We start from the raw sequence: 22,211 nt of genomic DNA, 5'->3' as shown, positions 1-22,211 counted from the left end.
GTCAGTAAGGTTTATTATTTTATAAATAGATTCGATTCCGGGATATTTTCAAATTCTGAAGCGTTCGTCTTTTTCCAGCCCCAGCTCAGGTGTTCACCTTCATAGTCCTCAAAATACAATAGTTTATACGAATGATAACCTTTTTTCAGAGCAATACGTCCTGTGGCTGTTATGGCAGCGTGTGACCCGTCGTTATCAACAATTTTAAGATTGTCGATGTACAAGACACTGCCATCATCGGACTTGGTCATAAATTCATATATACCATCTTCTCCTACAAAGATAATACCACTAAATATAAAAGCAAAATGATCAGCTAGTTTTGCTCCATTAATTGTTGGTTCGGGTAGAATACCTTTGTCGGCTGGGTTAGAACTCTCTATCTGATTTACCGAATTATAATACCCTTCATAGTAACTGTAATTTGTACCTCTTTCCTTACCTTGTGCTATGACAGGTTCTCTGAAGACTGCCTTTTTAGCCTCAATTGTAAATGTTTTGCTTGGAATATAGCCGTCTTTAAATGCTTTTGCTTTTATGATTGTCGATCCGGATATTTTTATTGGTATGGAATATACAGTAGATGATTTGTCCGGTTCTTTTCCATCGAGTGTATAGTAAACTTTTGCATCCATAGTTGTAGTGGCCAGATCTACATCAATGTTATTAACGAATAAATCAAGGTCTTTGGTAGTAAAAGGAATGGAAACAGTTTTGTCTGTCGTCATGGAATATGGATAAGCAGATTCGGCAACACCTCTGTTCAGATTCGGTACAGAAGACAGGTTAAAAATCAAATCGCCTCCTTCCATCAAATCCTTATAAGTAATATAGTTAGAAAGTATTTCCCTATTGTTTAAAGTAATCTTATCTATATAGAGATTTTTTTCCGGTTGATTAGCTCTGATTGTCAATGTTTTTCCATTAGCCAGCTTTATACAGGCTTCATCAAACAGCGGTGTTGTCAACGAGAATTCATTTGCTCCCGGACATACAGGATAAATGCCAAGGCTACTCAGTATATACCATGCCGACATTTGGCCGCAATCTTCGTTCCCGCTGATACCCTCCGGCGTTGGCTGATACATTTCGGATAAGATGCGACGGGTCATAGACTGTGTCTTCCATGGCTGGCTTACATAATTGTATAGATAAGCCATATGATGGCTGGGTTCATTACCATGGGCATATTGTCCGATAAGGCCTGTTATATCCGACATGTGTCCATCCACTTTCGATTCGGTGATAAATAAACTGTCCAATTGTGATACAAAACAGTTTCGGCCGCCAAATAATTGAATGAGTCCGTTTATATCGTGTGGTACAAAAAAACGATATTGCCATGCTGTGGCTTCTGTATATGCTCTTCCGGGCTCGAAAGCATTAAAAGGATAGTCCCAGTTTCCATCCATACGTTTTCCCCGGAAAAATTTTGAATGCCCGTCAAATACATGAATATAAGACAATGCCCGTTCGCTGTACTTCTCAAAATCTTCGGTTTTACCCAGTTCTTTCGCCATCTGGGCTATACACCAGTCGTCGTAGGCGTATTCGAGCAAGCAGGATACTGATTCTCTTTTAATGTTGGAGGGTATAAACCCGTATTTAATGTAATAGTCAGAGCCTTTTTTATTATTATCAGAAGAAATTTTCATGGCTTCATACGCTTTGTCTATATCGAAGCCCCTTATCCCTTTCATATATGCATCTGCAATCACGGATACTGAATGGTAACCGATCATGGTTTCGGTTTCCCCTGCCGATAATGGCCAGATGGGTAATTCTCCTGATATATCATACATTTTCAGATATGAATTGATTATATCATTTACCAGAGTTGTGTCGGTAAGTGTGATAAGAGGATTCCATGCTCGGAATGTATCCCATATAGAAAATGTTGAATAATATTTGCGCCCCGCCGGTATTGTATCTGTTGCCATATCGTGCCGGCGAAATTGTCCGTTTACATCATTCATAATGTTGGGGACAACTTTCGTATGGTACATCGCGGTATAGAAGTTCTTAAGATCATGTTCATTGCCTCCTTTTACTGTAATATCAGAGAGAGCTTTACCCCAGAGATTACGGGCCTGTTTGTGTATTGAGTCGAAATCAAATCCTGTTACATCATGATCCAGGTTCAGCCGTGCATTCTCTTCGCTTACAACTGAAAAGGCAACTTTTGCAACAACAGGTTTTCCTGTAGATACTCCGAATTTCAGTACAGCTTGTTGATTATTATTTTTTGCCGTATCGCCGTCTTTCAGAATCTTACCGTCATTGATAAAATCGACTGACTGAAAGTCTTTGGAAAACTGTGCAACGAAAAATACATACTGATTTGTTACCCATCCTTGTGTACGGCGCATTCCTGTTATCTCATTACTTGCAGTTTGCTTTATAATGAGAGAGTCTATTGTTTCTTCGGCTAACAGGTGGGCCATGTCTATGATAATTGTTTCATTTTTGCCTTTGGCGAATGTATAGCGGTGTACCCCTGTATATGTAGTAGCTGTCATTTCAGCCTTGATGCCTTCTTGGTTAAAGTCCACGGAATAATATCCGGGAGATGCTTTTTCGTTTGTATGTGAAAAAGCCAACGGTTCGAAAATATAACCTTTTTGAACCTGTATTATATCTCTGGTTGTAGGATGAAAAAGTATGTCACCCAGATCGGCACAACCTGTACCGCTAAGATGTGTATGCGAAAACCCGATAATGGTGGAATCACTATAGTGGTAACCTGAACATGCGTCCCAGTCTCCGGTTCGGGTATCCGGGCTTAATTGTACCGCTCCATATGGTACAGTGGCTCCGGGATAGGTATGTCCGTGAAATCCCGTTCCTATAAAAGGATCAACATAATCGACCGGGCTTTTCAGGATAGGAGAGCAAGCTGTTAATAATCCGATAATAGATAGAAAGAATAATTGTTTTTTCATATAGGATATTGCATTAACTGCAAATTTTAATAATAATGGGCATTAAGCAAGTAATGCCCATTATCTCATAGTTGATTACTTTAGTGTCAGTGCCTTGTATTTAATCCATCGGATTTTGTTTTAACTTCCCGTTGGCTTTTACCACTTCGTCCGGATTGTATGGGAATACAATATCGGTAGAAGGATTGAACGTTCTAGCGCTCCATACTTCTATGACTGTATACGGAGAATCAGGTTTGCTTCTATCGGCATGTTTCCGTCCTCGTTTTGGCGCATTTAGCTTGTCCCATTCCTTCCAACGTTTCAGGTCCATAAAGCGGTCTGTAAATTCTCCTGCCAGTTCACAGCGGCGCTCATGCTTCAGGTCGGCTAATGTGGCATCTGTATATACGTCTCCCAGGCCAGCTCGCCTTGTCAACCTGTTTAATTCTTTGGCCGCATCAGTACCTTTACCCTGCATGATCAAGGCTTCGGCTTTGAATAATACCATTTCGGCATGTCGTATGATAGGGAGATCCAGATCAGTAGTTGGACGGTCGCCGTTAGTGGATACAGTAGATGCTTCACCCGAACCTTTACTGTTTACTGCCCCGTATGAAAAAGGCTCCATATATTTAGCCAGCATAAAGCCACATTCGAGATCTGCTGTGGAATAAAATTTTCTTTTTTCACCGAAAAGGGTAAATTCGTCATTGTATTCCAGTATTGTAACACCTCTTCTCTTATCGTTAGGTGCAAATTCTTCATACAGGCCAAGTGTCGGTTTGAAATAACCCCAGCCGTTGTAACGTCCCCAGGCCTTGTTCTCAAGCACTACACCCGGAAATATAGAGCCTGCATAATTGTACCCTGATGAATTTACAGACCAGATATATTCAGAAGACCAGTTATTCGCTATTTTAAATACGTCCCCATAATTACCTAACAACGCTCTCTTTCCTTCTGTTTCTATTTTATCAACCAACGGCGGTATCAAAGCCCATTTCGATTCATCGTACTGTGCCCAGTATGCATATGTCTTAACCATAAGCGCCCAAGCCGCTGCTTTATGTGCACGACCTTTGTCGGTGTCATTATATGTTTCGAAGAAAGGAAGTAGTCCGGCAGCACTTTCCAGGTCTTTGACAATGAGGTCATAGTTTTCCATTACAGTTGCCCGTTGAACAGGAATAGAGTAGATAAATTCCTCATAAGTTTTGTAAGAAGTATCCTCATATTTGTCGAACGGCACACCCTGATCGGCACGTCCGTGGCGGTATGCAATATAGAAATGACAGAATGCCCGCATAAAATATGCCTCACCTAACCTAATCTTTTCAACATCTGTCAGGTTATCTTTTCGTACCAGATTGAATACAACCCAGTTGGCACGGGAAAGATACTGTGTAAATGTTTCCCAGTTTTCTCTCAGTGAGGATTCACGTCCGGTAAAGGTAAAGTTGGCCAGATTATTCTGGTCGGTACCTCTATTTCTACCGTAAATCATATCATCACCACCTCCGGCTTGCTCCCAAAACAGGTTGCGTCCGAACGTTTCTTCGCGGTTTAGTATCCAGTAACATGCATCGATTGCATTCGTTGCATCTTTCTCATTTTTGAAAAAGTTACCCACACTTGGTTCTCTTTCTGCTGTGACATCCAGGAAGTCGCTACAAGAGAGAAATCCTACCGATAAAAATAGTATTATTAAAGATTTATAGAATTTCATATATTCAAATTTTTAGGATGTTAATAAGTTAATTTTACACCTACGGAGAATACACGGGGAACAGGATATTTACCTCCGTCCAGACCTTTTCCTCCTACTTCCGGATTCGTACCCGAATAGTTAGTGAATGTATGTATATTGTCTACACTGGCAGATACTGAAAGTGAACTTTTTCTTTCATCAAGCCGTGGAGAAATACTGCGGAATATTTTGTCGAAATTATAAGATACCGTAATGTTTTTTATCCGCATGTAAGATGCATCCTCAATATAGAAATCCGAGATGTTAGAGAAGTTACCATTGTCGTCAGATGATGTTAATCTTGGAACTTCATTGCTGTTAGGCCATGCTTTTAATATATCGGTAGATCTGTTGAAGTTTACCATCGATTCGTTGAGTGTAACATATTTCATGGCATTGAAAGCTTTCAAACCACCTACTCCTTGCAGCATAATGCTGGCACTAAGATTTTTCCACGTAAGTCCGGCTGTGAGGGCATATGTAATTTTAGGTGTATAGCTGCCAACATACTCTCTGTCATCATCATTGATAACTCCATCGCCATTTGTGTCTACAAATTTTATATCTCCTGCTTTAGCCTTAGCTTGCATGCGTTTTCCATCTTTGTTGACATAGGCTTCTGCTTCTGCGTCCGATTGGAACAGGCCATCTGTTTTATATACCCAGAATGAGTAAAGAGGGTCGTTCTCCCGTGTGCGGAACGGATTCAGGCCGCGGAATTCATCATCTTCTATCCATACCGGTTTTTTACCCGTTTGCGGATCTGCCGGGCCTATATCCGATACCCAGTTTTTCAATGTTGCAAAATTGGCATTGATGTAATAATTTACATCGCCTACCTTGTCATTCCATCCTGCGGAAAATTCCCAGCCTCTGTTTTTTACTTCTCCCTGATTGATGTACATCGGTTCAGGTCCGATATATGAAGGCCATCCTGTATCTTGTCGTTTTATTAGATCTTTAGTTGTTTTATTGAAGAAGTCGACAGACAGGTTAAGCCTGTTTTTCAATAATTCCAGATCGATACCGAAGTCTAACTGCTCCGAAGTTTCCCATGTCAGATATCTGTTGAAGGCTTCTCCGTTGTATACCATAGATGGAACCAGCGGAGTGTTGGAGCCTACTTGTCCGCCCACATCATTAGAACTTTCAACTACAAATGTAGGGTCGCCATAGTGGAAGGGTACGGAACCGATATTGCCGATACGTCCCCAACTTGCACGTAATTTTATCAGGTTGAAGATGTCCGATTTAGGCATATATGGTTCGGAGGTTAGTTTCCATGCAGCTGTAACAGCGGGGAAATCTCCATGTTTTTTGTCTTTAGGCAGACGTCCGGCGTTGTCGCGACGTAGAGATGCCGTTGCAAAATAGCGGTCGTTGAAACTGTAAGATGCACGTCCTACAACAGAAACATTGTTGTCAGGTTCGGTATATGCATCACCTATAAATACTTTCTGGCTGTCGCCCCAGTTCAAATACTGGAATGCTGTAGTTTCATTATTGAAACCTTGCGCACTCACATTAAAGTCTCTGCGGCGTTGCTGGTTAGCAGTGGTAGAAAGCATGGCTCCGATATTATGTCCGCCCACGGATTTGCTGTAATTCAATGTATTTTCTACTTCCCATCTGTAATAACGATAGGTTTCATAATCCAGACGATTGGTCATATTCGGTTTACCAGGCTCTGGTCTCATCGGATTGAAATTTTTATAGAAATAATTGGTGAGGCGATAAGTCAGGCGTCCGGTATACTTTAGTCCGGGAATGAAGATATCGTCTATATCAAGGAAGGTCGATGAGGATATTGTAGTCGGTCTGCTGTAAGTATTGTTCGATTCCAAGGTACGCAGAGGGTTAACAACATCTCCGTGAATATCAGCGAAGTTACTTCCATATTGGTCAATATATGCCGGATCTTTAGGTGCTGTGCCTCCAAATGTTCCGTCTGAATAATATGCTTCGGCATTGCGGGGCATCATCAGTGCCGAGAGAATAACACCTGTGTATCCGCTATCGGTATTGGTTCCCCTGCTTCTTAGATTTTCCCAATAAAAGTCTTCTCTTATCTTAATTTTGTTACTGATTTTGAAGAACGCATTATAACGCATTGTAATATTCTTGTTATATGTATTCAGCAACACTCCCTGATCATCGTTATATTGCAATGATAATCTGTTAGCAAAATCCTCTGTACCACCGCTTATAACGAAGCTGTGTCTTTGAGATAGCGAATTTCTGAATATTTCATCTATCCAATCGGTGCGGGTTTGGGCTATATATGGGTTTTTTACAGGATCCCATCCGTCCGGCAGACTGTTTCCTGTTGCTGCCAGGGCTTGTTTTCGCACTTCTCTCTGTTGCTCGATGGTCAGAGATTGAGGTAAGTTGGTAGCCTGACTGACACTGTATGTGCCTTCATAAGATATTCTGGGTCTTCCGGCTACAGCTTGCTTGGTTGTAACGAGGATAACCCCTGCCGAACCGGAATAGGCACCATAAATAGCAGCTGATGCTGCATCTTTCAATACTACCATCGATTCTATATCGTTAAAGTTTACCGGCGCTCCCGGAACGCCATCTACTACCCATAGCGGGGATTCCCCCGACCGCGATCCTTTACCACGGATAACAACACTTGACGCCACAGTAGGGTCACCTCCGTTCTTGGACACGGTAACACCCGGAATTTGACCTTGTAGTAAATCCTCGGCTTTTGATACAGGACGGTTCTTAAGCTGGTCTATGTTTTCCAGCGTACCTATAGATGCGGACAGGTCAGCTTTACGTGCAGCCATACCGAAGCCTAGTATAACTACTTCGTCCAACACCTTGGTGTCTTCTTTTAATACGATATTCACAGAAGTCTGATTGGTGATCCGGATTGTCTGTGTTACAAAACCGACATACCTTATTTCTATAGTTGCGTTTTCCGGTACATTGATGCTGAACTTACCCTCCAGGTCTGTCGTAGTACCATTTGTGGTTCCTTTAACCAATATGCTCACTCCGGGTAATTCGAGACCAGCTTCGTCTTTAATAACACCGGTCAGCCTTTTGGTATTGCCATCTTGTTGGGCTGTGTTTGAGAATTGTGCTGTTAAGCTTTTGTCAGACAATACAATTTGCTTGTTGTCTTTTATGTGATAAGTGATATTTGTATTTGAAAAAAGCTTGTCTAATGTATTTTCTATAGAAGAATTAGAAACTTGTATATTTACATTATTATTCAACTCGGATAATTCGTTGTTGTAAAAGAAGCTATATCCTTCGGCTTTCTCTATTTGCTGGATAACCTGCCGGATTTTCTGGTTCTTGACATTTAAAGTGATTTGAGCGGAAATTGTTCCGCTGAAAAATAGCATTAAATAAATTAAGGTAATGCGAAGTGCAAATTTTTTGAATCTTTTCATGTGTTTTTGTGTTTGAAATCTGCATAATGTATAAACTTCAGGCATTCAAATCTGGCCACAATATACCTTCCTGATTTCTGTTCCTGATATCAGATTTAAGGTGTAAGGGTTGTGTTTTGAATGTGTTTTGGTGTCCGGATTTATTCCGAACGTTTCTTTCTAGGTTTTTTTCATAATCAATTAAATTTAAAGTTTCTCGACTTTTTTACTCTCGCTTATTTCCACTGTATTGTTGTATATCTTGTATTGTATCGGAGCAGTCAGGCTTATTATTTCAAAGACATTCCCCAGGCTGTTATTCTTTATTACTCCGGAGAATCTGTAATGTTTAGCAGATTCTGATGTAAATACAATATCAATGTTATATATACGGGATAATATCGTACCAATTTCTTCCAGCGACTCACCATAGAATGCCAATTCATTATTTCTCCATATTGCTACATTTGCAACATCATATGTATCAGTCATAGTGAATGCCTTGTTTTCCTTATTATAAGTCAGGCGTTCATTCGGGTTGAGGAGCATATCTTTTTTTTTGTCACTAACTTTTAGCTTACCCTCCACTAGCGTTACAGTAACCGTTTTATCTGTTTGGTATGATTTTATATTAAAGCTTGTACCCAATGCTTCTACATCTATATTGTTGGCTGTAACTATGAATCTTTTTTCCTTATCTTTAGCTACTTCGAAATACGCCTCGCCTTCTAAAATGATTCTCCTGTCGTTGGTATTATATGCATTATCATATTTGATTCTGGAATCAGAGTTCAGCCAAACTGATGTTCCATCAGGCAATAGCAAATTTGCTTTTTGTCCTTTATCTACCGATACTATAAACTCTTTCATAGAGTATAAACTCATACGGGTTATATAGTACGAGCCTAGTCCAACAATTACCAATAAACAAGCTATAGCGGCATAGCGTTTTAAGAGAAGCCATTTGTTTCTCTTGTGAGGTTTGGTGGATGAAGGCGGAAGTTGAGATTCATTAATTCTCGTTTGTATTTCTTCAAACATTCGTATCTGAATATCTTCGTCCAGATCATCTGAAATATTTTCCCATTGTTTTAAATAGGTTGAAAATATCTCATCTTTTGCTTCCGGCGATTTGAACCATGCCAGCAAAACCTGTTCTTCTTCAATCGAGGTTTTACCCCTCATAAAAGAATCTAATAATTCTATGTAAGTTCTTTTTTCCATCTATTCAATTTTATATATCTGTATCCGTCCCCAATCCCTTACAGGTGGAATAAAAAATACTTTGTTTTAACATTAATTAAATGTTTTGGGCTAAAAATAATAATGCAAGAAGGGTGAATTGTCCTTTCATCTTTTCTTTGAGAAACAGTAATGAGCGGTAGATTTGGGTTTCTACCGTTTTCTCGGAAATAGCTAATTTCGATGCTATTTCTTTATTCGTCAATCCATCTTTGCGGCTAAGAATGAAGATTTCTTTGCGGGAAGGGGGGAGTTGGTCTATAATGTTATTTATATATGATTCGAAAAAGGCCGCATCGAGTTTCTCTTCAGTTTCATGGTCTGTATCATTCTTGTTTGTTTGAGATACTGCCAGGAACTTACTCATTTGTAATAAACGTTCGGTTTCTTTATAAACCAGATTGCGGGCTATTGTATACAGATATGAAACAAAGCCTTTATCAGGATCTATTTCTTTGTGCAACTCCCATATTTTCAGGAAGCACGTTTGAGTTATGTCTTCCGCAAGGGATTTGTCATATAGGATTGAGTATACGAAATTGTATATTTTAGGATTATATTTCCAATATAACAGTTCAAAAGCTGCCTTTTGTCCATCTTTCAATCGAAGGAGTATTGTTTTATCTATATCGTTTTTAGGACTACTCATTGGCCTCTTGATAATATAATGCAATGTTAGTAATTTTTAAGATACGAGCATTAAATTTGAATAAAAAAGGTTTTTCTGATTTTATATTTTAAGATATAGATGGACTGTATGTGCCTTGTATACTTGATTTTAGGATGGTTTGTGATAATTTGTCAATTTTACACTTAGTTTTAACTAAATTGTTCTTGTTTATGTTACAAATGCTGTTTATTTTTGTGTCGAATATACATTGGATTTTCATAAAATAATATAGAAAGCCCTTTTACATCTTTCCAACGTGGAATAATGACAGTGAAGACAAGATTTTAGACAAACTATTTGTAAGTACATGGAAATGTCCGGCGATTATCTTGCCGGACATATGTTTTACAGTGAGAATGATATTTTTGATGTTGAATTATACAATGTGTGAAGCCCTGGGTGGCCCGTTATTAGCCGATAGGTTCTCATCGCCTATTTTCTCAAACAAGCTGATGAAGTGTGGAGACAATATATAATATTGAGCTATTAACAGTTGATGTGTATCTGTATGAAACCACTACCATGGGCTTCGTCACATTGTTTTATTTTTTTTGGTAATATTCTTCTTTAGAAGGTATTTGTTAGATTTATTTATAAAAAGATTAAATTTTGTAAAGATGGATTTATTCAGTTGTTTATTAAAGAGGTCACACTTATCAATATCTTTAAAAAGCCGAATATATCTAAGGTCTACTAATGTTAATAATTATAATTTATATTTCTTCTTGCGTCTTTAATGCCAAACAAAATAAGTAATTATTTTTGATTTGGCAAAGAATGCTCTCGAATAATCGCATCTATTGCGTTTAAAAGATTCTATATTTATCTTATAGGAGTGCTGATTCCGATAATTTACTTCCGTTTATTATCTTTTAACATTAGAAATGATACTTTTGATTTTGTAATATTTAATTTTGCACAATATAATTGTGTGATGTATATGTCAGAGGATTTGAAATTAAATAATCAGTTATGTTTTCCAATATACGCTTTATCCAGGCAGATAACAGCGCTCTATCGTCCTTATCTGGAAGAATTAGGACTTACTTATCCTCAATACCTTGTATTAATGGTGTTGTGGGAGCGGGGTTCGGCAACCGTAAAGCAATTGGGTGAACTTTTGTGGCTCGATAGTGGTACGCTTACACCACTGCTGAAGCGCATGGAAGCAAATAAGCTTCTTCACAGAGAACGTTCGACAGAAGATGAGAGGATCGTAGATATAATAATCACCGATAAGGGGAAAGAGTTAGAGAAACGCGCCGAGTTGATTCCTCCTGCAATGAAAAAACAATTAAAACTCACTGACGAGCAGCTTGTTCAGCTTCGGACTCAGTTGAATAAGATTTTATTGATAACGTGTAGTGAAAAATAAGTAGTATTTTTAACATAATAACAACAATGAGTTTATTAGATACATTTAAATGGCGTTATGCCACAAAGAAGTTTGATCCTACTAAGAAGGTAGATCAGAAACTTGTGAACGAAATCGTCGAAGCTGCCTGGCTCGCACCCACATCTTCAGGTTTGCAGCCTTTCCAGGTAATAGAGATAACCAATCAGGAACTGAAAGAGAAAATAGTCCCTATTGCATATAACCAGCAACAGGTTGCCGACGCTTCTCATGTACTAGTTTTTGCAGCTTGGGATAATTACACATCTCAGCGTATAGATAATATATATAAACATACCACAGAGGGGAGAGGGCAAGAACCTGGTCGTTATAACGATTACACGGACAGACTGAAGAAAGCATATCTGAATCGTCCGTCTGAAGTAAACTTCGAGCATGCAGCCCGCCAATCTTATATAGCTTTTGGCTTTGCTATTGCAATGGCCGCAGAGTTGAATGTAGATTCAACTCCTATGGAGGGATTTGATAATGATGCATTGGATAACCTTCTTGGACTGAAAGAGTTGGGGCTCAGGAGTGTAACGGTGCTGCCGTTAGGTTATCGTGACGAAGCAAATGACTGGTTGGTGAGCATGAAGAAGGTGCGTCATCCGAAAAATGAATTTCTTATTGAACTAAAATAACAACTTTGAGGTTTATATTATAGTAACACCTCGGAGATCAGAATACTAACTTATATAAATAAAAAAAATTATGGCAACAGTTACATTTAAAAATGACATCACAGTAAATACCAGCGGGCAGTTACCAACAGTAGGTTCAGCTGCTCCGGAATTTGCACTTGTAAAGAACGACCTTTCAGAAGTGTCGTTGAAAGACCTTAAAGGTAAAACAGTAATACTAAATATCTTCCCAAGTCTTGATACAGGTACATGCGCTGCATCGGTTCGCAGATTCAATAAAGAAGCGGCTGCGCTTCCTAATACTGTAATTCTTGCGGTTTCGGCTGACCTTCCGTTTGCTGCAGGTCGTTTTTGTTCAGCAGAAGGTATTGACAATGTTGTTCCGGCTTCTGTTTTCAGAAATGCGTCTTTTGCAAAAGATTATGGCGTGTTGATGCTTGATGGTCCGTTGAAAGGCTTGTTGGCCAGATCGGTTGTTGTCATCGATGCTAATGGCAAAGTTGTATATACGGAACTGGTTCCTGAAATAACAAACGAACCGAATTATCAACCGGCTTTAGCTGCTGCTAAATAATAATTAAAACCTGATAATATGACAGGGCTTTTATCATGACGATAAAAGCCCTGTTCTGTTAATTTTCAGGATGAATACTAAGAATTAGATTGTATCTATATAATGAGGATTAAAATAAGACTATCTTTGTCTTCAGAATATAGGTTTGTAGCCTTAAAAACAGATTGAAGTGAAGAGATTATTTCGCATAATATATAGTAAGCAGTTTGTGATCGGTGTTGGTATTATAGGTTTTGCCTTGCTTTTAAACCGTTATTCCCTTTTGTTTGACTTTTTCTTTGGGCTGCTTTTATCGGCAGGAACAATGCTTGTATTGGCCGGATTGTTATCAAAATTCCGGGTGATGGATAAATTAAGAGTAATTAAAGGGAAGTATCTGAGCCGGTTTGCCCGATAAATTATGAAAAAACCCCCGAAATATAACGGAGGTTTCTGAATATTAGCCAAAGTTTGTTTAGAGTCAGAAAATCTGATTATTAATCAGGACTTTACAAGTCTATTGTTGATAGTTTGAGGCACAAGATATAAAACTTTCTTAATATCTGCAATATAATAAGATAATTTATACATTTTTAAGTGGTTAGGCGCGAAGGTTCTTTTTGGATAGAGTTAATATATTTCAAATAGTCGTGTCCTGGCCAATAAACAGGCGCCTATCACCCCTGCCTTATCCTTCAATTTTGATATTGCAATCGTCGAATCTTTATTTACCAAATTAAGTGAATATTTGCGGATCGCTGTTTTTACGGGTTGCATAATATAGTCCTCGGTCATAGATACTGTTCCCCCTATAATGACCATTTCGGGATTAAAGACATTGATAAGCCCGGCAATCTGTTCCCCGAGTTTTTGTCCGATCTCTTCCACCAAATCTATGCAAAGCACGTCTTCTTTATTAACGGCGGCGATAATTTCATCTAGTGTCACAGGTTCATCTTTCAATATTTTTTTCGATAATAAAGAGGAGGCACCATCATGAACCAGTTCGAAAAGACGCCGGTGCATCGCCAGTCCAGAGGCTTCGGTTTCCAGGCAACCTTTTTTTCCACAATGGCACAATATCTCATTATCATATATTTTCATGTGACCAAACTCTCCTGCAAATCCCGATTTTCCGGTGTACACTTTTCCGTCTATAATGATTCCTATGGCCAGTCCCCAGCTTATATTTACGAATATGATATTCTTTTCACTGTTTACACAGCCCGACAAATATTCCCCATAGGTCATGGCCCGGGTATCATTGTCGATAGTAACCTTGTAGCCGTTCAGTTTTTCACTGAGAATCTCAGCCAATGGCCGTTCTTCAAAATAGAAAATGCTGTAGCTGTATCCCGATTCAGGATTTACCCTCCCTGATATATTCACATTTACATTTAGTATTTTATTCTTATCTACAGTCTGCTTATCTATGAATGCAAGGATCAATTCGCACAATTTGTTCATTGCCTCTGGAGTATTCTGCATCTGGTAAGGGATGCCCATTGTCAGGTCTACCATGTCCCCCTTGAAATTAATCAGCCCTATATTTATAGCAGACTGTTTCATATCGACGCCTATGAAATAACCGGATTCCGGATTTAGACCGTATAGATTAGGGTATCGCCCCCCTGTGGTTTCCAGTTTGCCATAATCGTTTATATATCCGTCTTCACACATCTCACTGATAAACTTAGTCACAGTAGGTATGCTTAAATCCAGTTCTTTCGATAGCTCGGTAATGGTCGAACTTCCGTTTTGGATATAATAATTAATAATATTCTTCTTGATCAAAGCACTTTTTGTGCCCCGCTCAATTTCCTGAAGCAGCTGTATATTCATGTTTCCTGATTTATTGATATTCCCCGTTCAAATGTTAATACAAATATAAATAAAAAATATTATTAAATATCCTCAATCTCCTGTTTGTTATTAAAAAGGTATATGGGTTTAGTAAATATTTATGCGTTTAAATTTTCTATTAGTAAATCAAAAGGTCTTTTGTCGTATATAGTAGTCGTTTTGATATTATTCCTCCAGCTGAAATAATGTTTACGTTCATTAACTATATATAGTTAAAAAGTAACAAAGGTAACACATGTTTCAGCTTTTAGCTGATAGCTTATGTACAAAACCTGACAAACCTGACGACTTTTCACACAATTTTTATTGTCACTTTTTCTTCTAAAAACTCCGTACTCCTCCCTTTACTCCGTGTTTAAAAATAAAAGGTAACAACCTACGGCCTAGAGCAAACGCACGAAATCGAGGATTTTAGCTATTGATCTCATTTACATTTATTAACTGTATATGGTTAAAACCTGACACTTCTGACAACTTTTTTACTATTTTTATCCTGTCATTTTTTTATTTCATTAACTATATATAGTTAAAAGGTAACAAAGGTAACACGGAAAGTAATTAATAATGAAGAATGAAAAATTAATAATTAGCTTGTCAGTCATCAGTGAACAACTTGTATCTCATATAACTTTCAACTTAGTACTTAGTACTTACTACTTATACCAATACTTCAAAGAGCTATCAGCCAACAGCTAATGGCTATCAGCTAAAAAATGTATAGATAAACTTTCGGCATAAAAACACATATTTCGTTTGCCCTGCTAACGGTCAGGAGCGGAGCGTATGTAAAAGTAACACCTTTTCCACTACTTTTTATCTGTCTTTTATTCTTCATGTAAATCCCCTCTAAAGAACGATTTAAGGGGCTGCCAATATTTGAAAGAACTCTTCTTTATTATGCTTGCTGCGATAATCATTGTATAGATAAAATAAATAATAATGCGAATCAGTAGTTGGATTTTAATGTTCAATTTTTTTCAGCTCCACTTCATTACGCTTAAATGTTCATTTTGGCATTGCCCAAAACGAACCAAAAGGCTAGCGCTTCTGTTGAGTCGCCTACGCTCCTCGATTTTCAATTCCTCGGCGACCCAAAACCGTTTCGTCGGCTGAATCAAACAAACGGGCTATCGCCCCGTTTGATTCTACGCCGTCTGCAACGGATTGGGTACCCCGCCTGCGTCACTAATGCGCAAGGGCTGACGCACGCGGAGCTAAAGCCTGAAAAGACACAGTCCTGTCGCCGCATCGCGATAACGGCCTCATTCCGCAGGCGGGGTACCCAATCCATAAAGCGGAGGTGTAGGGCAAAATAGGGTAGCTGCTATACACGGCTGATAATCCGGTAAAAGATGACTCCGTATTATTTTGCCCCACCGGAGCTGCGGTTTTGGGTCGCCGGAGGGATGCAGTCTTGATTTTTTGTTTCGTTTTGCATCAAGGCAAAATGAAAAACAAGCCGATAGGCGCGTTAGATAAAATAGAACAATATTATTCTACAATAATTACTTTAACTACTGATTGGCATTAATAATATATGTGGATTAATGATTGAGATCCTTTAATCAAATTCTACCCTTATTTGTATAATTCATTAAAAGTTTCGATATATTGTTAAATATATTTCGAACTATTTTTTTTAATGTATCGAATAATCTATATTAATGAATATTTTTTTAATGATATGCTCTTGTATTTAATTATAATGTTAAAAATGATCGTATATAATTAATTATTTTATTAAATGCTTTGCTTATAAAAAATATTTTATCATATTTGTCGTAGAAATGAATACTTGACGTAACTCCTTAATAAGCCTGACGCTCTGATACCCGAATTATATGTTTGATAATTAATGTATTATTATCGAAAGAGAAGCTTGATTGTTTTATTTTATTATCATAATATAGCATATAAGCGGAATAAATTGTAATTGTAAGCAAATAATAACCAATACTATATGGAAACAAATAATCGCAGAGATTTCCTCAAAAAAGCGGCAATAGCCGGAGTTTCAGCTGTAGCAATACCTGCTGTGGCGGCCTGCGGAGGAAAAACTTCGGATAACAGTAAAACCTTAAAAGCGGACGAGTCTATCCAGAGTAGTCTGATAGTACCAAAAGCAAACGGACTCCATATTTCGGGTACGTTTCTGGATGAAATATCACATGATATACCCCATCAGAACTGGGGCGAAAAAGAGTGGGATCTCGATTTTCGTCATATGAAGAATATTGGGATCGATACAGTCATAATGATCCGTTCCGGATACCGCAAGTTTATTACATATCCTTCCCAATATTTATTGAAAAAAGGTTGTTACATGCCTTCGGTCGATTTGGTTGATATGTACTTGCGCCTTGCACAGAAATATAACATGAAGTTTTATTTCGGGCTTTATGATTCGGGTGAATATTGGGATACTGGCGATCTGTCTTCCGAAATAGAGCATAATAAATATGTTATAGATGAAGTATGGAAAAAATACGGTGAAAAATATAAAAGTTTCGGCGGATGGTATATTAGTGGAGAGATCAGCAGAAAAACCAAAGGAGCAATAAATGCTTTTTATTCGATGGGGAAACAATGTAAAGATGTATCGAACGGGCTACCTACATTTATATCACCATGGATTGATGGCAAAAAGGCTGTAATGGCGGCATCGAGCCAGCTGTCGAAAACTGAATCGGTTTCAGTTCAGGAACACGAAAAAGAATGGGGCGAAATATTTGATGGCATAAAAGGAGCGGTAGATGCATGTGCCTTTCAGGATGGGCACATAGATTATGACGAACTGGACGCTTTCTTCGAAGTGAATAAAAAACTAGCAGATAAATATGGCCTTCAATGCTGGACAAATGCAGAGACTTTCGATCGTGACATGCCTATAAAGTTTCTTCCTATCAAGTTTGATAAATTGCGGATGAAGCTCGAAGCCGCTAAGCGGGCGGGATACGATAAGGCCATAACATTTGAATTTTCACACTTTATGAGCCCTCAGTCGGCCTATTTACAAGCAGGGCATTTATACGACAGATATAAAGAATATTTCGAAATAAAATAAAAGTACATATATGAATTCTTCTATAAATATAAGATATATAAGCTTTTTGTCTGTTGTTGCAGCTTTAGGTGGATTTCTTTTCGGATATGATACTGCTGTGATTTCGGGAACTATAGCACAGGTTTCAGCTCAATTCTCACTCGACGCCTTGTCTCAGGGATGGTATGTGGGATGTGCCCTTATAGGTTCCATATTCGGCGTTATGTGTGCCGGAGTGCTTAGCGATAATTTTGGACGGAAAAAGACATTACTGGTAGCAGCCATACTCTTCTCTATATCTGCTGTCGGTTGTGCTATATCCTCTGATTTCAATCACTTGGTGATAGCACGCGTTGTCGGAGGTATTGGTATCGGTGTGGTCTCTATAATATCGCCGCTTTATATTTCAGAGATATCAGTTGCCGAATACCGTGGACGTTTGGTATCTCTTTACCAGCTTGCTGTTACAGTAGGCTTTCTGGGAGCTTACCTTGTAAATTATGCTTTGTTGAATTATTCTGCAAACGGCGCGGAACAATTGTCGAATCCTACATTATATCATATTTTCCATAGCGAAGTATGGCGGAGTATGCTGGGAATGGCAGTGATACCGGCCTTGCTGTTCTTTGTTGTTATATTCTTCATACCCGAAAGCCCCAGATGGCTGATATTGAAAAATCGTGATGTAAGAGCCGAATCCATACTCAAACATATATATGGTTCGGTAGAGTCAGCTGCATATGAGATGAACGAAACTAAAAGAGTAATAGGAAGTGAAACCAGGTCAAACTGGCGTATCCTGCTAAAACCGGGTATAACGAAAGCTGTTATTATCGGGGTGGCAATTGCTATGCTGGGGCAGTTTATGGGAGTGAATGCCGTACTTTATTACGGGCCGTCCATTTTCGAAAGCAGTGGTCTGTCGGGCGACGATTCACTTTTCTATCAGGTGATTGTGGGCTTGGTAAATATGCTGACCACCATTCTGGCAATTTTTATTATCGATAAGATAGGACGAAAGAAACTTGTATACTATGGCGTTTCGGGTATGATAGTTTCACTCCTTCTCATTGCATTCTATTTTGTTAAAGGAAATGATTTAGGTATACCTAATGTGTTATTACTCATATTCTTTCTTGCCTACATCTTTTTCTGTGCGGTATCTATCTGTGCCGTTATATGGGTTTTGTTGTCGGAGATGTATCCGATCAAAGTGCGTGGGCTGGCTATGTCTATTGCCGGATTCTCCCTTTGGATAGGAACATACCTGATCGGACAGCTTACCCCATGGTTGTTACAGAACCTGCGGCCCGAAGGCACGTTTATTCTCTTTGCGGTTATGTGTATCCCGTATATACTTATTGTGTGGAAATTAGTCCCTGAAACAACAGGTAAATCGTTAGAAGAAATAGAAAAATTCTGGGAAACATAAATCAGAAAAGTACTATATAAAAATACAATCTTATGGATTTTAAAAAATTAGAGAAGCAGTACAAATCGGAGCTGCTAGACAATGTATTGCCTTTTTGGCTCAAAAACTCTCAGGATAAAGAGTATGGCGGATATTTTTCTTGCCTCGACAGGGATGGGACAGTATTCGATACTGATAAGTTTATTTGGCTGCAAGGGCGCGAGGTATGGATGTTCTCCATGTTGTACAATAATGTGGAAAAACGCCAGGATTGGTTGGATTGTGCCGTTCAGGGCGGGGAGTTCCTCAAGAAGTACGGACACGATGGTAATTACAACTGGTATTTCTCTCTCGACCGGGAGGGTAACCCTTTGATAGAGCCTTACAATATATTTTCATATACGTTTGCCACGATGGCGTTCGGGCAATTGAACAAGGCTACAGGCAATGAGGAATATGCAGAAATAGCACGTAAGACTTTCGATATTATTTTATCAAAAGTGGATAATCCGAAAGGAAAGTGGAATAAGGCATATCCGGGAACACGGAACCTGAAAAATTTCGCGCTGCCGATGATCCTTTGCAATCTGGCTTTGGAGATAGAGCATCTGTTGCCGGAAGCGTTCCTGAATAAAGTGATGGATGACTGCATCCATGAAGTGATGGAAGTATTTCTACGGGCCGAATTAGGAGGATTGATAGTAGAGAACGTGACTGTGAATGGTGAATTGTCAGATACCTTCGACGGTCGCCTGATGAATCCCGGACATGCAATAGAAGCTATGTGGTTTATCATGGACCTGGGACATCGTCTCAACAGACCCGAATTAATAAACAAGGCTGTAGAGACAACTTTGAAAATGATTGATTACGGCTGGGATAAGGAATACGGAGGCATTTTCTATTATATGGACCGTTTGGGACGCCCGCCGCAACAATTGGAATGGGATCAGAAACTATGGTGGGTGCATATCGAAACGCTGATAGCATTAATAAAAGGATATTACCTGACAGGAAATCAGGAATGCGCGGAATGGTTTGAATCAATACATAATTATACATGGCAACACTTTAAAGATAACGAATACCCCGAATGGTACGGATACCTTAACAGGCAAGGTGACGTCTTATTGAGCCTTAAAGGAGGAAAATGGAAAGGATGTTTCCACATTCCTCGCGGACTATATCAGATATATAAGACAATATCTGAAAACCAGAATGATCTATGACTATTATAATTATTAAATTCAATGAAAAAACAAAAGAAATTGCTAACATTTTAACATCGACACTATGAAGATTAATTACGATGAAAAAAGAAAGCGCAGATATCCTAAATTTATATGGATATTATTATGTGCTTTTATGTGTCTGTCCAATGCTTATTCCCAAAAAACAATAACAGGGAAAGTTACTGACTCTCATCAGGAAGCGTTGGCTGGTGTTTCTGTCGTGTTGAAAGGCGCGACAGTGGGTACGTTTACGGATATAGACGGTGCGTATAAAATCACGGTGCCTTCCGGTGATGCGTCGCTTGAGTTCTCGTTTCTGGGTTTTAAGCCTCAAACTGTGATAGTAGGAAACCGCTCTGAGATAAATATCACATTGGTCGAAAATCTGAAGGAACTCGACGAAGTGGTGGTTGTGGGATACGGTGTCCAAAAACGCGCGCACCTGACAGGCTCTGTTTCGCAGATTACATCTGAGGATATAGTAAAAGCACCAATGCAGAATGTCTCGAATATGCTTACCGGTAAACTGCCCGGATTGACTAGCCTTCAGCGGTCGGGCAAACCCGGCGATGACGGGGCAACGTTCTATGTACGCGGATTGAATTCGTTTGCCGGCGGTAATGGCCCGATGATAGTTGTTGACGGAGTACCCCGTACAATAGATAATCTGAATCCGAATGATATCGAAAGCGTATCCGTGCTAAAAGATGCGGCGGCATCCGTGTATGGTATTCAGGGTGCAAATGGGGTTATCCTGATTACTACGAAATCGGGAAGCGAAGGTCCTGCCAAAATCTTTTATGATGGTTCTATGACATGGACGGCAAATACGGCGATGCCCGAGTACCTGAACGCGAGGGACTATATGTACTGGCATAACAAAGCCCGCCAGATGGATGGGCTTGATCCTCTGTGGACGGCCGGTATTCAGAATAAAGTGATGAGCGATGACCCGAACAGTATATTTGGTCAGACCGACTGGCTGGATAAAATCTTCAGAACCGGAATAACCCAGCAACATAATATCTCAGCTTCGGGCGCCACCGAAAGAGTAAAATATTATGCGAGCATAGGTTTCATGAATCAGGAAGGAACATTGATTAATACAGATTTAAAGCGTTATAATGTACGCACTAACCTTGATATTCAGGTAGCTAAAAATTTGAAATTCAGCATAGGACTGTCAGGGGACCGTAGGGATCGGCATTGGCCGGGTACGGCTATTGGTAACCAAACCGAATTCAGCCCGATCAGGCAGGCTATAGCAGCCATACCTATCTTCAAGTCCGAATATGACGGTATGAATGTGGCATGGAATAACGGGACGTACAACAATAACGGTTATGCCGCCCTGACAGAATCGGGTTGGAAGAATAATACCCAATGGCAGCTCAACTCCAATTATAAGCTGGAATACGACCTTTCCGGTCTGACGGATGTATTGAAGGGATTGAAAGCATCAGTATTCGCCGCTTATAATTACAGCAATACAACCGATGATAATTACGACCGTTACTATGAGGTATACTCCATTAACGGAAATTTTGATCAGGGAGTTTCCGGAGCCAGTGGATACACAAAAGGTAATTCATATTCCAAATCAGCGTCGTGGGGCGATACATGGATGTTGCGCCCGCAATTTGATTATTCCCGCGAATTTGGTAAACATTCTATAAGCGCTACGCTGTTATTCGAAACTAAAAAGAGTTATTCGAATACGATGACCGGAGCGGCCCGGGGATTTTACAGTGACGTAGCTGTCGATATAAGCATGGGATTACTCTCCCTTCCAAAAGGTTGGCAGGCAGTGACGGGATCTCATAAGTATTCTGATGGAACGGCCTCTTACGTGGGACGGCTCAACTATGTGTTCGATAAAAAATATTTGGCGGAAGTAGTGGTTCGTCGTGATGGATCATATGTATTCGCGCCTGAGAACCGTTGGGGTACTTTTCCTATGGCTTCGGCGGGTTGGGTGGTTTCGGAAGAAGAGTTTTTCTCTAATGCATTCCCCAATGTTGACTTTTTCAAAATCAGGGCCAGCGTCGGAACTGCGGGTAATATGTACTGAAGATAATCAATCCGGACGATCATCCT

The 22,211-nt window shown here is 39.4% G+C and carries 14 protein-coding genes; 8 read left to right on the top strand and 6 right to left on the bottom strand.

From position 1 onward, the window contains the following. Window positions 1–14: 14 nt before the first annotated feature. The 5 genes from IR083_RS02600 to IR083_RS02580 all read right to left on the bottom strand — a co-directional run bounded on the left by IR083_RS02600 (window position 15) and on the right by IR083_RS02580 (window position 9,954). The gene (locus tag IR083_RS02600; protein ID WP_194223126.1) at window positions 15–2,942 is read right to left on the bottom strand and encodes a GH92 family glycosyl hydrolase; all 2,928 of its coding nucleotides are present in this window, start codon (window positions 2,940–2,942) and stop codon (window positions 15–17) included. A gap of 100 nt (window positions 2,943–3,042) precedes the next feature. Beyond that, window positions 3,043–4,650, bottom strand: a complete 1,608-nt coding sequence (locus IR083_RS02595; RefSeq protein ID WP_006797772.1) for a RagB/SusD family nutrient uptake outer membrane protein — start codon at window positions 4,648–4,650, stop codon at window positions 3,043–3,045. A gap of 20 nt (window positions 4,651–4,670) precedes the next feature. After that, on the bottom strand, window positions 4,671–8,084 hold the full coding sequence (locus tag IR083_RS02590; RefSeq protein WP_242052336.1) for a TonB-dependent receptor: 3,414 nt from the start codon (window positions 8,082–8,084) through the stop codon (window positions 4,671–4,673). 186 nt (window positions 8,085–8,270) lie between these two features. Continuing rightward, the gene (locus IR083_RS02585; protein WP_194223125.1) at window positions 8,271–9,287 is read right to left on the bottom strand and encodes a FecR family protein; all 1,017 of its coding nucleotides are present in this window, start codon (window positions 9,285–9,287) and stop codon (window positions 8,271–8,273) included. A gap of 76 nt (window positions 9,288–9,363) precedes the next feature. Further along, window positions 9,364–9,954, bottom strand: a complete 591-nt coding sequence (locus tag IR083_RS02580; RefSeq protein ID WP_194223124.1) for an RNA polymerase sigma factor — start codon at window positions 9,952–9,954, stop codon at window positions 9,364–9,366. Between the two features lie 961 nt (window positions 9,955–10,915). On the opposite strand from IR083_RS02580, the gene IR083_RS02575 reads away from it, so the two are divergent. From IR083_RS02575 to IR083_RS02560, 4 genes are all read left to right on the top strand, one after another. Then, window positions 10,916–11,350 carry a MarR family winged helix-turn-helix transcriptional regulator gene (locus IR083_RS02575; RefSeq protein ID WP_044215314.1) on the top strand — a complete coding sequence of 145 codons (435 nt, stop codon included), beginning with the start codon at window positions 10,916–10,918 and terminating at the stop codon, window positions 11,348–11,350. 26 nt (window positions 11,351–11,376) lie between these two features. Next, window positions 11,377–12,012: an NAD(P)H-dependent oxidoreductase gene (locus IR083_RS02570; RefSeq protein ID WP_006797778.1), complete on the top strand. Its 636-nt coding sequence runs from the start codon at window positions 11,377–11,379 to the stop codon at window positions 12,010–12,012. 70 nt (window positions 12,013–12,082) lie between these two features. Then, window positions 12,083–12,586 (top strand): thiol peroxidase, encoded by a 504-nt coding sequence (tpx, locus tag IR083_RS02565; protein WP_006797779.1) that lies wholly within the window; start codon window positions 12,083–12,085, stop codon window positions 12,584–12,586. 169 nt (window positions 12,587–12,755) lie between these two features. Further along, window positions 12,756–12,983 carry a hypothetical protein gene (locus IR083_RS02560; protein ID WP_044215315.1) on the top strand — a complete coding sequence of 76 codons (228 nt, stop codon included), beginning with the start codon at window positions 12,756–12,758 and terminating at the stop codon, window positions 12,981–12,983. 212 nt (window positions 12,984–13,195) lie between these two features. Here the strand turns inward: IR083_RS02560 and IR083_RS02555 are convergent, their stop codons facing one another. Then, the gene (locus IR083_RS02555; RefSeq protein WP_006797780.1) at window positions 13,196–14,407 is read right to left on the bottom strand and encodes an ROK family transcriptional regulator; all 1,212 of its coding nucleotides are present in this window, start codon (window positions 14,405–14,407) and stop codon (window positions 13,196–13,198) included. Between the two features lie 1,981 nt (window positions 14,408–16,388). Here IR083_RS02555 and IR083_RS02550 point away from each other — a divergent pair. The 4 genes from IR083_RS02550 to IR083_RS02535 all read left to right on the top strand — a co-directional run bounded on the left by IR083_RS02550 (window position 16,389) and on the right by IR083_RS02535 (window position 22,185). Then, complete coding sequence (locus IR083_RS02550; protein ID WP_006797782.1) at window positions 16,389–17,492, top strand: DUF4434 domain-containing protein; 1,104 nt, start codon at window positions 16,389–16,391, stop codon at window positions 17,490–17,492. A 10-nt stretch (window positions 17,493–17,502) separates the two neighbouring features. Then, window positions 17,503–18,903 (top strand): sugar porter family MFS transporter, encoded by a 1,401-nt coding sequence (locus IR083_RS02545; protein ID WP_194223123.1) that lies wholly within the window; start codon window positions 17,503–17,505, stop codon window positions 18,901–18,903. A gap of 32 nt (window positions 18,904–18,935) precedes the next feature. Beyond that, complete coding sequence (locus tag IR083_RS02540) at window positions 18,936–20,111, top strand: AGE family epimerase/isomerase (protein ID WP_194223122.1); 1,176 nt, start codon at window positions 18,936–18,938, stop codon at window positions 20,109–20,111. A 64-nt stretch (window positions 20,112–20,175) separates the two neighbouring features. Next, entirely contained in the window at window positions 20,176–22,185 is a 2,010-nt protein-coding gene (locus IR083_RS02535; protein ID WP_242052335.1) for a SusC/RagA family TonB-linked outer membrane protein, read from the top strand. Window positions 22,186–22,211 lie beyond the last annotated feature (26 nt).

It is taken from the genome of Dysgonomonas sp. GY75 (assembly GCF_015234155.1).
Taxonomy (GTDB): domain Bacteria; phylum Bacteroidota; class Bacteroidia; order Bacteroidales; family Dysgonomonadaceae; genus Dysgonomonas; species Dysgonomonas gadei.
Note: the sequence above shows the minus strand (reverse complement) of the source record. Positions and strands in the feature narration are given on the sequence as shown.

What these genes read in the sequence shown, in the direction of transcription:
- IR083_RS02600 (WP_194223126.1), bottom strand. Translation starts at nt 2,942, where the DNA reads ATGAAAAAACAATTATTCTTTCTATCTATTATCGGATTATTAACAGCT.
- IR083_RS02595 (WP_006797772.1), bottom strand. Translation starts at nt 4,650, where the DNA reads ATGAAATTCTATAAATCTTTAATAATACTATTTTTATCGGTAGGATTT.
- IR083_RS02590 (WP_242052336.1), bottom strand. Translation starts at nt 8,084, where the DNA reads ATGAAAAGATTCAAAAAATTTGCACTTCGCATTACCTTAATTTATTTA.
- IR083_RS02585 (WP_194223125.1), bottom strand. Translation starts at nt 9,287, where the DNA reads ATGGAAAAAAGAACTTACATAGAATTATTAGATTCTTTTATGAGGGGT.
- IR083_RS02580 (WP_194223124.1), bottom strand. Translation starts at nt 9,954, where the DNA reads ATGAGTAGTCCTAAAAACGATATAGATAAAACAATACTCCTTCGATTG.
- IR083_RS02575 (WP_044215314.1), top strand. Translation starts at nt 10,916, where the DNA reads ATGTCAGAGGATTTGAAATTAAATAATCAGTTATGTTTTCCAATATAC.
- IR083_RS02570 (WP_006797778.1), top strand. Translation starts at nt 11,377, where the DNA reads ATGAGTTTATTAGATACATTTAAATGGCGTTATGCCACAAAGAAGTTT.
- tpx (WP_006797779.1), top strand. Translation starts at nt 12,083, where the DNA reads ATGGCAACAGTTACATTTAAAAATGACATCACAGTAAATACCAGCGGG.
- IR083_RS02555 (WP_006797780.1), bottom strand. Translation starts at nt 14,407, where the DNA reads ATGAATATACAGCTGCTTCAGGAAATTGAGCGGGGCACAAAAAGTGCT.
- IR083_RS02550 (WP_006797782.1), top strand. Translation starts at nt 16,389, where the DNA reads ATGGAAACAAATAATCGCAGAGATTTCCTCAAAAAAGCGGCAATAGCC.
- IR083_RS02545 (WP_194223123.1), top strand. Translation starts at nt 17,503, where the DNA reads ATGAATTCTTCTATAAATATAAGATATATAAGCTTTTTGTCTGTTGTT.
- IR083_RS02540 (WP_194223122.1), top strand. Translation starts at nt 18,936, where the DNA reads ATGGATTTTAAAAAATTAGAGAAGCAGTACAAATCGGAGCTGCTAGAC.
- IR083_RS02535 (WP_242052335.1), top strand. Translation starts at nt 20,176, where the DNA reads ATGAAGATTAATTACGATGAAAAAAGAAAGCGCAGATATCCTAAATTT.